The sequence below is a fragment of the Xanthomonas bonasiae genome (genome assembly GCF_017163705.1).
GTDB lineage: Bacteria > Pseudomonadota > Gammaproteobacteria > Xanthomonadales > Xanthomonadaceae > Xanthomonas_A > Xanthomonas_A bonasiae.
Genome location: NZ_JAFIWB010000003.1, coordinates 219,283 through 235,398 on the forward strand (window position 1 = coordinate 219,283; position 16,116 = coordinate 235,398).

Consider the following 16,116-nt stretch of genomic DNA (forward strand, 5'->3'; position numbering starts at 1 on the left):
CTGCATCCGCGTCACGTCTGCTGAGCTCCGGCGCCATGCAGACCGTTCTCCCTGCCGGGCCCGTACTTCCACAGTTCGACCATTCGTTAACCTGACCCGGTAGAGCCACATGACCTCCAAAAATCCGTCCATCTCCACCCAGCTCGCCATCGGCTTCGGCGCCGTGGTGCTGGTCATGCTCGTCGTCGGCGGCATCAGCCTGAGCAGCCAGTCCAAATTGAACAGCGCCATGGAGATCAACGAACATACGTTCAAGGTGCTGGCCAGCGGCGAAGAGATGCAGGAGAACGCACTGAATATCGAGACCGGCACGCGCGGTTACCTGCTGTCGGGCGACAAGCAGCATCTGCAGCCCTTCGAGAAGGGTCAGGCCGCGTTCGAAAAGGGCTATGCCAACGCCAAGCAGCTGACCGTGGACAACGCCAGGCAACAGGCGCGCCTGGCCGAGGTGGACAAGGCGTACCAGCAATTCCTGGCCGTGGAAAAAGACACCATCGGCGTGCGCGAAGCGGACAACGGTGCCGAACAGTCCCTGGCCGTGTTCCGCGAGGGACGCGACCGCGTGGCGATGGGCAAGATCCGCCAGCTGCTGAGCGATTTCGCCAACGAAGAGACCAGCCTGCTGGCCACGCGCAGCGCCGAGCTGGAAGCGGTGCGCACCCGCGGCAAGTGGTCGGTGCTGATCGGCAGCCTGATCGCGGTGCTGGTCGCGGTGGGCATGGGCCTGGTGATCCGCCGCCAGTTGGTCAAGCGGATGGGCCAGGCCATTTCCGTCGCCGATGCCATCGCCTCGGGCAATCTCGACAATGCCATCGACACCCGGTCGCGCGACGAAACCGGCCGCCTGCTGCTCAGCATGAACAAGATGCAGACGCAGCTGCAGGCGGTCCTGGCCGCGCAGACCGAGATGGCCCAGCGCCATGATGCCGGCCAGATCAGCTACCGGATGGATGCCAAGGCGTTCCCGGGGCAATACGGCCGCATGGTGCACGACAGCAACGAGCTGGCGGGTTCGCACATCGCGGTGAAGATGCGCCTGGCGCAGATCATGGGCCGCTATGCGATCGGCGACTTCAGCGAGGACATGGATCGCCTGCCGGGCGAAAAGGCCGTGCTGACCGAGACCATGGACACGGTCAAGCAGAATCTGACCGCGATGAATCGCGAGATCAGCCAGTTGGCCACTGCCGCAGCGGCCGGCGACTTCAGCGTGCGCGGCGACGCCGAGCGCTTCCAGTACGACTTCCGCGCCATGGTCGACAACCTCAACCAGCTGATGGCCACCGCCGACGGCAACCTGCAGTCCTTGTCCACGCTGCTGCAGTCCATCGCCGCCGGCGACCTGACCGCACGCATGCACGGCGAATTCCAGGGTGTGTTCGCCCGGATGCGCGACGACGCCAACGCCACCTCCGAGCAGTTGGCCGCCATCGTCGGCCGCATCCAGACCGCCGCGTTGAGCATCAACAGTGCCTCCAGCGAGATCGCCACCGGCAACGACGACCTGTCGCGCCGTACCGAGCAGCAGGCCGCCAGCCTGGAGGAAACCGCCGCCTCGATGGAAGAGCTGACCTCCACGGTCAAGCAGAACGCCGAGCACGCGCGCCAGGCCAACCAGCTCGCAGTCGGCGCCGCGGCGGTCGCCTCGCAAGGCGGCGACGTGGTCGGCCAGGTCGTCACCACGATGAGCGGCATCGAGACTTCGTCGAAGAAGATCGCTGACATCATCAGCGTCATCGACGGCATCGCCTTCCAGACCAATATCCTGGCCTTGAATGCGGCGGTGGAAGCGGCGCGTGCCGGCGAACAGGGCCGCGGTTTCGCCGTGGTCGCCAGCGAGGTGCGTACCCTCGCCCAGCGCTCGGCCAACGCCGCCAAGGAAATCAAGAGCCTGATCGACGACTCGGTCAGCCAGGTGTCCAACGGCTCGGCGCTGGTGCGCCAGGCCGGCCAGACCATGACCGAGATCGTGTCCTCGGTGCAGCGCGTCACCGACATCATGGGCGAGATCTCCGCCGCCTCGCAGGAGCAGTACGCCGGCATCGAGCAGGTCAACCAGACCGTCACCCAGATGGACGAGGCGACGCAGCAGAATGCTGCGCTGGTGGAAGAAGCCACCGCCGCGGCACGCTCGATGGAAGAGCAGGCGCGCGAGCTCACCGAAACCGTCGCGGTGTTCAAGATCGACGATGCTCCGGCGACGACGGCACCGGCGAGCCGGCGCCAGGCGATCAGCGCACCTTCCGTGTCCGCAATGGTCAAGGCACAGGTGTCGGCAGCGACCCGCACCGTGCGCGCCGCACCCAAGCGTGCGGTCGGCGCTGGCGCCGCCGCTACCGATACCAGCTGGCACGAGTTCTAAAGCCCTGCCATCGGAATGCCCACGATCGCCATGCCGTTCCGGCATGGCGATCGTCGTTGTGCCGGCCACGCGCAGCGCGAGCGCCTCCAGACTCGCGCTCTGCAGCGGTCGCTTGGATTCCCGCGCAGCTCACGCCGATCGCCGGCAGTGACGGCACCGCCCCGTAATCGGCCCACCGTGTCGGATCGAGCGCCACGCCCAGTGCCAGGCGATGCAACGGCGCTGTAACCAGGCGCTCACAGCCACGCGACAAACTCGATCGCCGGCTGACTCGCACGCCGGACGCGCTTCAACAATCCAGTCCGCACGCCGCTACTGCATCGACACCAAGCCGCTTCCGCAAGCAGTGATCGCCATGAAGCATTCCCTATCGCGCTGCCCACTGCCTGCATCCGTGCGCGCCGCGGATCCGTATCTGCAAGCAGACGATGCCATGCAGTCGCAATCGCGCGCTGCTTGACCTGTCGCCACCACGACGCTCAGAGACTTTTCATGTCACAACAGGTTCCCCAGGCCGCTGCCGGCCATCCCCGCTCCGCCCTCGGGTCGCAGCGCGTCTTGCGTGCCTGGCACGATCTCGCCATCGCCAGGAAGCTCAGCATCATCGGCATCCTCGTCCTGCTCGGGCTGGCGATCCCGGTCCTGCTCTACAGCGACAAGCTCAACGAAAGCGTCGGCATCAGCCGCAACGAACTGCGCAGCTATGCGCCGCTGCGCGAAATGCTGTCGCTGCTGGCGGCGCTGCAGGCCGAACGCGTCGAAACCGGCGCCGCCGCCGCCGCTGCGGCACGCACTGCGGACCGGTCCCTGGCCGATCTGCAGCGCACCGTTGCGGCGCTGCCCGGCTTCGAAAGCAGCGACAAGGCCTTGGCGCGCTTGCGCCAGGCGTTGGCAAACGGACGCGGCGACAGCGGCGCGGTCGGCAAACAGGCCGCTGCTGCGCTCGATGCGCTGCGCGACGACAGCCAACTGGTCTATACCCCGTATGTGGAGAGCTATCACCTGGTGGTGGCCAGCCTGATCTACGGTCCAGATACCAGCGAAGCGCTGACCCGCCTGGATGCGGCGGCGGATCCGTCGCAGGCCGGCGCGGATGCGCCGGTGCTGCGCGAGCAGATCGCGCAGATCGCGCGCGACCATGCCCGGCTGCGCAACGAAATGGAAAAGGCGGTGGGCCTGCTCGAGCAACCGGATCCATCGCTGGCCGCCGCCGTCGCGACCGAAGCAGGCCACGCCGACGCCGCCCTGCAGCAACTGTCCGCCGCGCTGGACAGTGGCGCGCCCGATGCCGACCGCCGCTGGAACCGCGCGCTCGACGCCTGGGGCCATGCGCTGCAAGCGCTGAGCGCGACGTCGTTGCAAGCGCTGCAGCGGCAGTCGGCACGGCACCTGGCCGAGGCGCGCAGCGCGATGTGGTGGACGATCGCCGGGTTGAGCCTGCTGACGCTGCTCATCGTCGCCTTGTGCGTCCACACCCTGTCGGTGCTGACCCGCAACGTCCGCAACGCCGCCAGCGTCGCCGCGCAGATCGCGCAGGGCCGCCTGGATACCGCGATCGCGGTGTCCAGCCGCGACGAAAGCGGCCAGTTGCTGGCAAACATGCAGCAGATGCAGCAGCAACTGCAGCGCGTGCTGGCGGCGCAGGTCGAGATGGCGCGGCGCCACGACGCCGGCGAGATCAGCTACCGCATGGACGAAAGCGCCTTTCCCGGCGACTACGGGCGCATGGTCCGCGACAGCAATGCGCTGGCCGCGGCGCATATCGCCGTCACCCTGCGCCTGGCGCAGATCATGGACCGCTACGCGATCGGCGACCTCAGCGAGGACATGGAGCGCCTGCCCGGCGAGAAAGCCGCGCTGACCGCGACCATGGACACGGTCAAGCAGAACCTGACCGCGATGAACCGCGAGATCAACCAGCTCGCCGCCGCCGCCGCGGCCGGCGACTTCAGCGTGCGTGGCAACGCCGAACGCTTCCAGTACGACTTCCGCGCCATGGTCGACAGCCTCAACCGGCTGATGGCCACCGCCGACGGCAACCTCGACGCGCTGTCCGCGATGCTGCAGGCCATCGCCGCCGGCGATCTGACCGCACGCATGCACGGCGAGTTCAACGGCGTGTTCGCGACCATGCGCGACGACGCCAACGCCACCGCCGAGCAACTCGCCGGCATCGTCGGCCGCATTCAGAGCGCTGCATCGAGCATCGACAGCGCCTCCAGCGAGATCGCTGCCGGCAACGACGACTTGTCTCGGCGCACCGAGCAGCAGGCGGCCAGCCTGGAAGAAACCGCCGCGTCGATGGAAGAGTTGACCTCCACGGTCAAGCAGAACGCCGAGTCCGCGCGCCAGGCCAACCAACTGGCGGTGGGCGCCGCGTCGGTCGCCGCACAGGGCGGCGCCGTGGTCGGCCAGGTGGTGAGCACGATGAGCGGGATCGAGGCCTCGTCCAAGAAGATCGCCGACATCATCTCGGTGATCGACGGCATCGCCTTCCAGACCAACATCCTGGCCCTCAACGCCGCGGTGGAAGCGGCGCGCGCCGGCGAACAGGGCCGCGGTTTTGCGGTGGTCGCCAGCGAGGTGCGCAGCCTCGCCCAGCGCTCGGCCAACGCCGCCAAGGAAATCAAGCACCTGATCGACGACTCGGTCGGCCAGGTCGCCAACGGATCGACCCTGGTGCGCCAGGCCGGTGAGACCATGACCGAGATCGTCTCCTCGGTGCAGCGCGTCACCGACATCATGGGCGAGATCTCCGCCGCCTCGCAGCAGCAGTACGCCGGCATCGAACAGGTCAACCAGACCGTGACCCAGATGGACGAGGCGACGCAGCAGAACGCCGCGCTGGTCGAGGAAGCCGCCGCCGCGGCGCGCGCGATGGAAGAACAGGCCGGCCAGCTCACCGAGACCGTTGCGCTATTCAAGATCGACCCGACCCATGCCACGCCATCGCCGCGGTCCCGCTCCGCTGCGACAACCAAGGCAGCGGCAAACGCGCCGGCCTCGGCGACCGAACGCAAGCCGCAGCCCGCGTATGCCAGCCACGGCAGCGCGGCGATGGCAGGGCCGTAACGCACCCTGCCCAACGGCGCCGGACCCCTGCGCCGACCCGCACCGGCCGTGGAGCGTTCCCGCGGCCGAGGCGGTCCGCGTCGCCACCCGGGCGACGGCGGGTCGGCGACGAAGGCCTGGGGCAAGCGCCCTGCCCCGCTTCCGGCTTCCGAATCGGCAATTGCCTAAAGCCAGCCGGGTTCCCGTCGATAACGTGAAGAGCCGGTGATTGTCGGCGCAGCGCCCATCGGGGGGCCCATGCACGATGCCACCATCGCCGAGGCGAATCGTCCGCGCCGGCGCTCGCCGTTGCCGGTCGGCATGCTGTTGCTCGCCGTCTGGGCCGCGTGGTCGGCGGCCAGCCTGGCGTACCTCGCCAAGCCGTCGTCCGGCGCCAGCGCCGACACCATCCGCCGGCAATTGCAGGCCTTCGCGTCCTCCACGCCGCCGCGCGGCCAGGCCGCGGCGTTCCAGTTGCGCCTGGCCGAATGCGGCTGCACGCCTCGCGGACCCGCGCCCACGCTGCCGGGCCTGCTCAACATCGACCTGGGCGACCGGCCGGCGCCCGAGGCGCTGCCCTACCCGCTGATCGTGCTCGATGCCGACGGCCGCCTGGTCTACGCCGGCCCTTCGCACATCGAGGGCTGCGGCGCCGCCATTCCCGCCGCGTCATTGCTGCCGCGCCTGCTCGCGGCCAGCGGTGCGACGCCGCTGATCCTTCTCACCCACTGTGCATGCCCAAAGGAATCATCCGCATGAGCGCCGCCACCACCCAGGGAAGCTATCTCGTAGGCAACGAGCGCTACGTCTATCTGCAGAAACTGGCCGCGGAGGCCGACCGCCTGTTCCTGGCGGTGGCCGCGTTCACCGCCATCGTCAGCCTCGCCGCCGCCTGGCGCCAGGACGTGTGGACGCCATGGCTGGCGGTGACGCTGCCGACCCTGGCGATCATCGCCCTGCAGGTGAAGCTCTATCCCGGCACGCTGCTCAGCCGCTGCACCGTGGCGCTGGGCCTGATGGTGCTGGCCGCCGTGCTGATCCAGCAGGCCGGCGGCATGGCCGAAGTCCACTTCGGCGTGATCGTGCTGATCGCATTGCTGCTGTACTACCGCGACTGGCGGCCGATCGTGGTCGCCTCCGCCGCCATCGCCGTCCACCACGTGCTGTTCTTCTGGCTGCAGCATCGCGGCCTGCCGCTGCAGGCATTCGCGGCCGACGCCGGGATCGGCATCCTGGCCACCCATGCCGGCTATGTGGTGGTCGAAGCCGGGATCCTGGTGGCGATGGCGGTGCAGATGCGCAAGCAATTGCTGGACGTCGGCCACGACCCGCGCGACCTGGCGCTGCTGGCGCGCGCCATGGCCCGCCAGCAACCGCTGCCGGCCTCGATCCGCGGCCTGACCCTGCCGGAAGGCTCGATCGCCCATACCCTGGTGGTGGCCAGCGAGCAGTTGCTGAGCAGCCGCGAACAGGACGCCGAGATCCAGCGCGAGGGTTTGCGCATCCGCACCGCCCTGGACAACGTCACCGCCAATGTGATGATCGCCGACGCCGAGCGCAACATCGTCTACGTCAACAAGCCGCTGGCGCGGATGCTGTCGGTGGCGCAGGAAGACATGCGCCGCGAGCTTCCCGGCTTCGATGCGGACGCCCTGCTGGGGCGCAACATCGACATCTTCCACAAGCGGCCCGAACACCAGGCCAAGCTGCTGGCGGCGCTGCAGCAGACCCACACCGCGCAGATCCGGGTGGGCGGGCACACCATGCGCCTGATCATCAACCCGATCGTCAGCAGCGCGTCCGAGCGCCAGGGCTTCGTCGTGGAGTGGGCAGACCGTACCGACGAAATCCAGGTGGAAGAGGAAGTGACCCAGATCGTGCGGGCGGCCGCCGCCGGCGACCTCGACAGCCGCATCGGCCTGCACGGCAAGCAGGGCTTCTACCTGCTGCTGGCGCAGCAGCTCAACACGCTGCTGGACAACAACGCCGACGGCCTGGCGCGGATTTCGCAGCTGCTGTCGGCGCTGTCGCAGGGCGACCTCACCGCGCGCATGGACGGCGATCTGCATGGCGTGTTCGCCCGCATCCGCGACGACGCCAACGCGACCGCGACCCAATTGGCGACGATCGTGCGCCAGATCCAGGGCGCCTCGGATGCGATCAATACCGCCGCCGGCGAGATCGCCGCCGGCAACGACGACCTGTCGCGGCGCACCGAGCAGCAGGCCGCCAGCCTGGAGGAAACTGCCGCCTCGATGGAGGAACTGACTTCCACCGTCAAGCAGAATGCCGAATATGCGCGCCAGGCCAACCAGCTCGCGGTGGGCGCCGCCTCCGTCGCCTCGCAGGGCGGCGACGTGGTCGGCCAGGTCGTCACCACGATGAGCGGCATCGAGGCCTCCTCGAAGAAGATCGCCGACATCATCAGCGTCATCGACGGCATCGCCTTCCAGACCAACATCCTCGCCTTGAATGCCGCGGTGGAAGCGGCGCGCGCCGGCGAACAGGGCCGCGGCTTCGCCGTGGTCGCCAGCGAGGTGCGCACTCTCGCCCAGCGTTCGGCCACCGCCGCCAAGGAGATCAAGGGCCTGATCGACGCCTCGGTCGGCCAGGTCGCCAACGGCTCGGCGCTGGTGCGCCAGGCCGGCCAGACCATGAGCGAGATCGTGTCCTCGGTGCAGCGCGTCACCGACATCATGGGCGAGATCTCCGCCGCCTCGCAGGAGCAATCGTCCGGGATCGAGCAGGTCAATCAGACCGTCACCCAGATGGACGAGGCCACCCAGCAGAACGCCGCACTGGTCGAGGAAGCCAGCGCCGCGGCGCGCACGATGGAGGAACAGGCCGGGCAGCTGGCCGATGCGGTCGCGGCGTTCAAGCTGTCCGACGCGGCAACGACCGCCACGCTGCGCGCACATCCCGCCGCAGCGCCTCGCCCTGCCAGCAAGCCGGCCGCGTTGTCCGCAGTGCGCAGCGCACCGATCGCCGTCGCCACGGGCACCGAGTTGCGCGAGTTCTGATCCCGCGCAGCGCAGCCGCCCGGCCAGCCGCACACCGACATCCCGCGCTCACCGGAGCGCGGGGACGCATATCGCTTCGACGCGCATGCGTCGCCATAGCAAACGTAGTTGCCGCGGGGCTGGGGGGCCTGCCGGCTTCGCGAATGTCCCGATCATGTCCCCAACTGTCTCGAGACAGGCCGAAATGCAGGGAAAACTGCCTGCAACGGGCCACTATTCGGTCAATTTTTCGTCATCGCCGCCGATAGGATTTCACGCGCCGCTCACACAGGCGCCCTATTCCGTCCGCATAGGCGTTGCCATGAAAAAATTCAGCCATCTCTCGGTCGGCACCAAGCTGTCGGCCCTGCTCACCATCGCGGTCAGCGCCGCACTGGTGTTGCTGGCCACCCTGATCTACCGCCAGTCCGCCAGCAGCCATGAGACCCAGGTACGCAAGGAGATCGAATCGGCCACCACGCTGATGAATCAGTCGGTGGCGATGTACGACCGGGTGCTGAGCGAGGAAACCGATCGGATGGGGCAGATGTTCGCGACCATGCTGCCCGCCGGCGCGGCGCAACTGGAGCCGGCCAAGACGGTACAGATCGGCAACGTGCAGACGCCGACGCTGCGGCTCGGGCCGCATGTGCTGAATCTGGATTTCGCCTCGGTGGACCATTTCGCCGACGCCAGCGGCGGCGTGGCGACGGTGTTCGTGCGCAGCGGCGACGATCTGGTCCGGATCGCGACCTCGCTGCACGACCAGTCCGGCGCACGCGTGGTCGGCACCGTGCTGGACCATGCGCATCCCGCCTATGCGCTGCTGCTGCAGAACAAGCCCTACACCGGGCCGGCGCATCTGTTCGGCAACGACTACATGACCCATTACCAGCCGCTGCACGACGCGCAGGGCAACCTGGTCGGCGCGCTGTTCGTCGGCCGCAACTACACCCAGGGCCTGGCCGCGCTGCAGGAACGCCTGCGCAGCACGCGCATCGGCGAAGACGGCCACTTCATCGCCGTGGACATGCACCCGGCGCGGCGCGGGCAACTGCTCGCGCACCCGGTCTCCAAGGCCGCCAACGTGGAAGCGCTGGTGGTGGAGGCGGACAAGCCGTTGCTGCAGGCCTTGCTCGAGGGCAAGCAGGCCAGCGCCACGCTGCGGCTCAAGCGCGGCGCGACCGCAGATGCGGCGGCCGAGCCGTTCCTGGTCACCGCGCAGGCCTACCGGCCGTGGCAATGGGTGCTGCTCGGCGCGCAGCCGCGCAGCGCCATCGAGGCGCCGCTGCGGGCCTTGATGCGCAGCATCCTGGCGTTCTCCGCGTTGATGCTGGTCGGCTGCGCGGTGCTGGTGTTCGTGCTGGCCAGGCGCATGGTGTCGCGGCCGCTGGCGGTGGTCGAGCAGGTGGTCGGCGACATCGCCGCCGGGCGCCTGGAAAGCCATATCGAGGTCGGCCACGGCCAGGACGACGTCGGCCGGCTGCTGCACGGCATGCGCCGCATGCGCGACGATCTGCGCGAACGGCTGCGTACCGAGCGCGTGGTGGCGGCGGAGAATCTGCGCGTGCGCGTCGCGCTGGACGATGTCAGCACCAACGTGATGATCGCCGACGCCGATCGGCGCATCGTCTACGTCAACCGTCCACTGGTGAAGATGCTCGGCGACGTGCAGGACGACCTGCGCCGCGACCTGCCGCACTTCGACGTGCAGAAGCTGATCGGCAACACCATCGACGTATTCCATCGCCACCCCGAGCACCAGGCGCGCCTGCTGGCCGAACTGAAGACCACCTACCGTGCGCAGATCCGCGTCGGCGGCCGCACCATGCGCCTGATCGTCAATCCGGTGATCGACGGCGACGGCAATCGCCTCGGTTTCGTCGTCGAATGGGCCGACCGCACCGACGAGGTGAGCGTGGAAGAGGAAATCGCCGGCATCGTGCGTGGCGCGGTGGCTGGCGACCTGGGCGGACGCGTGCGGCTGGACAACAAGCAGGGCTTCCTGTTGCAGCTGGCCGAACAGATCAATGCCCTGCTGGAAGCCAGCGCCTCCGGCCTGGGGCATATCCAGCACATGCTGCAGGCGCTGTCCGAAGGCGACCTGTCCACCCGCATCGACGCCGACCTGCAGGGCGTCTACGCCAACATGAAGGACCACGCCAACACCACCGCCGAGCAACTGGCGACCATCGTGCGGCAGATCCAGGGCGCTTCGGATGCGATCAATACCGCCGCCAGCGAGATCGCGGCCGGCAACGACGACCTGTCGCGGCGTACCGAGCAACAGGCGGCCAGCCTCGAAGAGACCGCCGCCTCGATGGAAGAGCTGACCTCCACGGTCAAGCAGAACGCCGAGCACGCACGCCAGGCCAATCAACTCGCCGTCGGTGCGGCCACCGTCGCCTCGCAGGGTGGCGACGTGGTCAGCCAGGTGGTGACCACCATGAACGGCATCGAGACCTCGTCGAAGAAGATCGCCGACATCATCAGCGTCATCGACGGCATCGCCTTCCAGACCAACATCCTCGCGCTCAACGCCGCGGTGGAAGCGGCGCGTGCCGGCGAACAGGGCCGCGGCTTCGCCGTGGTCGCCAGCGAGGTACGGACGCTGGCCCAGCGCTCGGCCGGCGCGGCCAAGGAGATCAAGGGCCTGATCGACGAGTCGGTCGCGCGCGTCAGCGAAGGCTCGGCGCTGGTCGACCGCGCCGGACAGACCATGCAGGAGATCGTGTCCTCGGTGCAGCGCGTCACCGACATCATGAGCGAGATCTCCTCGGCCTCGCAGGAGCAGTACGCCGGCATCGAGCAGGTCAACCAGACCGTCACCCAGATGGACGAGGCCACCCAGCAGAACGCCGCGCTGGTCGAGGAAGCCACCGCCAGTGCGCGTTCGATGGAAAGCCAGGCCGGCGAGCTGGCGCGTGCGGTCGCCTCCTTCACACTGGACCAGCGCCCGCCGGCCGGCGCCGCGGGAAACATCGCCACATTGCATCCAGGCTACAAAAAAGCCGGTCACGGCCGATAGCATCGTGGGACGGGCGGAATGCGCCGCCCCGCCCCATCCACGATCGCATTGCCCACCCATGGCCGAAGGCATTCCCAGCGACTCCCCCGAACCGTCTCCGCACGAGGCGACGGAACAGGACGACCGCTTCCTGCTGACCAACCCGCGCCAGATCCGGCAGCTGCTGCAGTCGCTGATCAACCAGCGCTCGCAGATCAGCGCGCATCTTGGCGGCCGCGACCAGTCGTTCTCGACCGCGCTGCTGGAACTGGACGAGCACAGCCTGCTGCTGGACCTGAGCGTCAACGAGGCCAGCAACCGCTCCGCCGAGCACGCCGAGTACCTGCTGTGTTTCGCACAGCTGGACAAGGTGCGCCTGCGCTTCCGCATCGCCGACCTGGAACGGGTCGACAGCGACGGTACGCCCGGCTTTCGCGCGCCGCTGCCCGATTCGCTGTACTACCTGCAGCGCCGCGAGCACTTCCGCCTGGAGACGCCGATCACCGAATCGCCGATGTGCGTGCTGCGGCTGGACGACGCCAGCCCGCCCACCGAACTGGTGCTGCGGGTCATCGACATCAGCGGCGGCGGCCTGGCGGTGGCGCTGGTCCCCGGCCAGCCGGTGCCGGAGCAGCGCCAAAGCTACCCGCACTGCGTGCTGCAGTTGCCCGACGCCGACGCCATCAAGCTGACCCTGCAGGTCTGCAACATGTACCCGCACAAGCTGGCCAACGGCCAGGACACGCTGCGGGTGGGGCTGCGCTTCGCCGACCTGCCGCGCGGCGCCGATGCGGCGATCCAGCGCTACATCTTCCGCATCGAGCGCCAGCGCAGCGCACGCAAGAGCGGCGTGCTGTCCTGAACGGCGCCTCGACCACGCACCACGCATCCTGCAGGAGCGGCTTCAGCCGCGACCGGGCGTTACCAGGAAAGTCCCGGTCGCGGCTGAAGCCGCTCCTGCAGGCAACGCTTTCTATATGTCTGTCTCGGATGCACCAGGCCGGCCAGGACGGTTACAGGGACCGCTAAAGTTCTGCCCCACCACGCCGATCTAGTGCAAGAGCCGCATTTCCCGCTTCCCGCCATCCCTCAGCAATCCGTGCGCACCAGGAGCACACGATGAACGACAAGAACACCTCTGCCTCCGGTGCCACCGGCGGCGAATTCCTCAGCTTCACCCTCGGCGAAGAGCATTACGGCGTCGACATCCTGAAGGTGCAGGAAATCCGTGGCTACGACTCGGTCACCCGGGTGCCGGACGCCCCGGAGTACATCAAGGGCGTGATCAACCTGCGCGGCACCATCGTGCCGGTGATCGACCTGCGCCTGAAGCTGCGCCTGAAGGAAGCCCGCTACGACGCCTTCACCGTGATGATCGTGCTCAACGTCGAGGACCGCGTGGTCGGCATCGTCGTGGACAGCGTCTCCGACGTGATCCCGTTGAACGAGGACCAGATCCGGCCGACGCCCGAATTCGGCGCCGCGGTGGACACCCGCTTCATCTCCGGCATCGGCACCCAGGACGACAAGATGCTGATCCTGCTGGACATCGAGACCCTGCTCGACAGCGCCGACCTGAGCCAGCACGCGCACGTCGACGAAGCCGCCTGAGCCGGCTCGAGCCGCGGCCGCGCCGCGGTTCCGCACGCAATTCCCGACCCGCCGTCCATCGGCGGGTTTTTTCTTTCGGAAATGCGAACTGCTTATCACTTGCGCCGGTCAAGTTCGTCGTTACCACGCCGATAGCTGATAGGTGGCCCGATCAAGCACCTGGGCCGACCTCTTTCGCCCACCCCTAAAGGAGTTTCCCCCGATGAAGCCGAGCTTTCCCCTGCTGCTGGTCCTGCTGCTTGCCGCCAGCCCGAGCGCCTTCGCCCAGTCGCAGCAGATGATCCCGCCGGAGATGGCGGCCCGCTTCGTCGGCAAGGACGGCATGGTCTGCGGCAAGGTCGAGAAGGCCAAGTACGCGCAGAACTCCGAAGGCGAGCCGACCTTCCTGTACATGGGCGGCATGTTCCCGCGCCACACCTTCTCCGCGCGCATCGCCGGCGCCGACCGCGGCAAGTTCGGCTTCGCGCCGGAAACCCTGGAAGGCAAGGACGTGTGCGTGATCGGCAAGATCGAACGCGACAGCTCGCGCGCCGAGATCCAGGTCAGCGCGCCGTCCAGCCTGAAGCTGGCCACGATCAAGTAAGACGAAGCGTCGCCGCGCCGGAGCCCATGCGCTCCGGCATGGCGGCGCTTTTGTTTTTTTGGTGCTTCGCCGCCGTCGTCGAACCAAGGGGAAATGCGTTCATGCAGTGGATAAAGAATCTCAAGTTGATGCCGAAGCTGATGCTGGCGTTCGGTCTCGTACTCGCCATCATGTTGGTGCAGGGACTGGCGGCCTACAACGGCCTGCAATCGCTCAACGGCGTGGCCGACGGCGTTTCCAAACAGGTGGTGCCCAGCGTGCGCACCGGCGGCGAGATGCGCGGCATCCTCGGCGAATACCGCAATGCGGCCTACCAGACCCTGATCCGCAGCAGCGATGCACTGAAGAAGGAATCGGAGGCGCGCAAGGTCGCGCTGGCCAAGCAGCTGGACGAGATCCTGGCCAAGTACCCGCCGATGATCGGCAGCGAAAAGGAACGCGAGATCTACAAGCGCACCGTCGCCGACTGGAAAAAAGCCGGCGACTCGTACAAATCGGTCGACGAGATGGTGCAGCTGGAGCTGCACGACGATGCGATCGACACCTTCACCAGCGAGACCCGCACCCTGCACAACAAGGTCGTGGCCGACGTGATCGACCTCATCGCGGAGAACAATCGCCAAGCCGAGGTCGCCGCGAACGCCGCAGCCAACACCTACGGCAAGGCCTCGGCCACGTTGCTGGTCTGCCTGCTGATCGGCGTCGCCGGCGCGGTGGGCCTGGCCTGGCTGTTCGGGCGCATGCTGGCCACCAACGTGCGCGGCGCGGTCAAGATCGCCAATGAAGTCGCCGCAGGCAAGCTCGACGGGCACATCGACGCCAGCGGCCAGGACGAGATCGGCGAACTGATGCAGGCGCTCAAGCGCATGCAGCAGGACCTGCGCGAGCGCACCGAGCGCGACGCGGCCGTGGCGTCCGAGAACCTGCGCATCCGCACCGCGCTGGACAACTCCTCCACCGGCATGTTCATCGCCGACCTGGACTACGCCATCGTCTATGCGAATCCGTCGATGCAGGGCATCGTCGACAAGTACGCCGACCAGATCCGCAAGGTCGCTCCCGCGTTCGATTCGAGCATGCCGCTGGTCGGTTCCTCGCTGTCGGTGCTGGAATACGGCAACCAGATCGACACCCGCACCGTGGCCGCGATCGAGAAGCATGGCGTGGCCGAACGCGAGATGGCCTACGGCCATGCCCGCATCGCCCAGATCGTCTCCAGCATCCGCGACGCGCACGGCAGCCATGTCGGCTTCGTCTGCGAATCGCGCGACCGCACCGTCGAGGCCCAGGTCGAAGAAGAGGTGGCCAAGATCGTGCAGGCCGCCGCCGCCGGCGACCTCTCCGGGCGCGTGGCCACCGACGGCAAGCAGGGCTTCTTCCTGCAGCTGGCGCAGCAGCTCAACGGCCTGCTGCAGGCCAACGGCGACAGCATCGGCGAAGTCTCCAAGCTGCTGACCGCGCTCTCGCAGGGCGACCTGACCGCGCGCATGCACGGCGAGTTCGACGGCGTGTTCGCGACCATGCGCGACGACGCCAACGCCACCGCCGAGCAGCTCGCCGCCATCGTCGGCCGCATCCAGACCGCTGCGATCAGCATCAACGCCGCCGCCGGCGAGATCGCCGCCGGCAACGATGACCTGTCGCGCCGCACCGAACAGCAGGCGGCGAACCTGGAAGAAACCGCCGCCTCGATGGAAGAACTGACCTCCACGGTCAAGCAGAACGCCGAGCATGCGCGCCAGGCCAACCAGCTCGCGGTCGGCGCCGCGTCCGTCGCCTCGCAGGGCGGCGCCGTGGTCGGCCAGGTGGTGACCACGATGAGCGGCATCGAGACTTCGTCGAAGAAGATCGCCGACATCATCTCGGTGATCGACGGCATCGCCTTCCAGACCAACATCCTGGCGCTCAATGCCGCGGTGGAAGCGGCGCGGGCCGGCGAACAGGGCCGCGGTTTCGCGGTGGTCGCCAGCGAAGTGCGCACCCTCGCCCAACGCTCGGCCAATGCGGCCAAGGAGATCAAGGGCCTGATCGACGCCTCGGTCAGCCAGGTCGCCAACGGCTCGGCGCTGGTGCGCCAGGCCGGCCAGACCATGAGCGAGATCGTGTCCTCGGTGCAGCGCGTGACCGACATCATGAGCGAGATCGCGGCCGCTTCGCAGGAGCAGTCGTCCGGCATCGAGCAGGTCAACCAGACCGTCACCCAGATGGACGAGACCACCCAGCAGAACGCCGCGCTGGTCGAGGAAGCCACGGCTGCCGCACGCTCGATGGAAGAACAGGCCGGGCAGCTGACCGAGGCCGTCTCGATCTTCCGCGTGGAACAGTCGCCGGCCAGCGCGCCGGCGCCGCGCCATGCGCAGGTGCACTCGATCCGCACGGTGGCGAAGAAGCCGGTCGCGGTGCCGTCGGGCAAGCCGGCGCTGGCCACCGGCAGCAAGAAGTCCGTACCGGCCCTGGCCGATTCGGACTGGCAGGAGTTCTGAGGCGCCGGCAGTCGCGGCCT

At 68.0% G+C, this 16,116-nt stretch carries 8 protein-coding genes and 1 pseudogene; all 9 read left to right on the forward strand.

Annotated elements, in window-relative coordinates; all coding sequences use genetic code 11:
* The first annotated feature begins 109 nt into the window (after positions 1-109).
* The 9 genes and pseudogenes from JR064_RS05590 (at position 110) to JR064_RS05630 (ending at position 16,096) form a co-directional block, all read left to right on the forward strand.
* A complete protein-coding gene (locus JR064_RS05590; protein ID WP_206229065.1) occupies positions 110-2,362 on the forward strand; it encodes a methyl-accepting chemotaxis protein in 2,253 nt (750 codons plus the stop codon).
* Positions 2,363-2,854: 492 nt separating this feature from the next.
* Positions 2,855-5,434 carry a HAMP domain-containing methyl-accepting chemotaxis protein gene (locus tag JR064_RS05595; protein ID WP_206229066.1) on the forward strand — a complete coding sequence of 860 codons (2,580 nt, stop codon included), beginning with the start codon at positions 2,855-2,857 and terminating at the stop codon, positions 5,432-5,434.
* Positions 5,435-5,671: 237 nt separating this feature from the next.
* Positions 5,672-6,172, forward strand: a complete 501-nt coding sequence (locus JR064_RS05600; protein ID WP_206229067.1) for a hypothetical protein — start codon at positions 5,672-5,674, stop codon at positions 6,170-6,172.
* Between the two features lie 686 nt (positions 6,173-6,858).
* Positions 6,859-8,433: pseudogene (locus tag JR064_RS05605) on the forward strand (methyl-accepting chemotaxis protein); the annotation flags it as partial.
* A gap of 301 nt (positions 8,434-8,734) precedes the next feature.
* Positions 8,735-11,440 (forward strand): methyl-accepting chemotaxis protein, encoded by a 2,706-nt coding sequence (locus tag JR064_RS05610; protein WP_206229069.1) that lies wholly within the window; start codon positions 8,735-8,737, stop codon positions 11,438-11,440.
* Between the two features lie 58 nt (positions 11,441-11,498).
* A complete protein-coding gene (locus JR064_RS05615) occupies positions 11,499-12,281 on the forward strand; it encodes a flagellar brake protein (protein ID WP_206229070.1) in 783 nt (260 codons plus the stop codon).
* A gap of 257 nt (positions 12,282-12,538) precedes the next feature.
* On the forward strand, positions 12,539-13,030 hold the full coding sequence (locus JR064_RS05620; RefSeq protein WP_145700030.1) for a chemotaxis protein CheW: 492 nt from the start codon (positions 12,539-12,541) through the stop codon (positions 13,028-13,030).
* A gap of 202 nt (positions 13,031-13,232) precedes the next feature.
* A complete protein-coding gene (locus tag JR064_RS05625) occupies positions 13,233-13,613 on the forward strand; it encodes a hypothetical protein (protein WP_145700032.1) in 381 nt (126 codons plus the stop codon).
* Between the two features lie 101 nt (positions 13,614-13,714).
* The gene (locus tag JR064_RS05630; RefSeq protein WP_206229071.1) at positions 13,715-16,096 is read left to right on the forward strand and encodes a methyl-accepting chemotaxis protein; all 2,382 of its coding nucleotides are present in this window, start codon (positions 13,715-13,717) and stop codon (positions 16,094-16,096) included.
* The last annotated feature ends 20 nt before the right edge of the window (positions 16,097-16,116 follow it).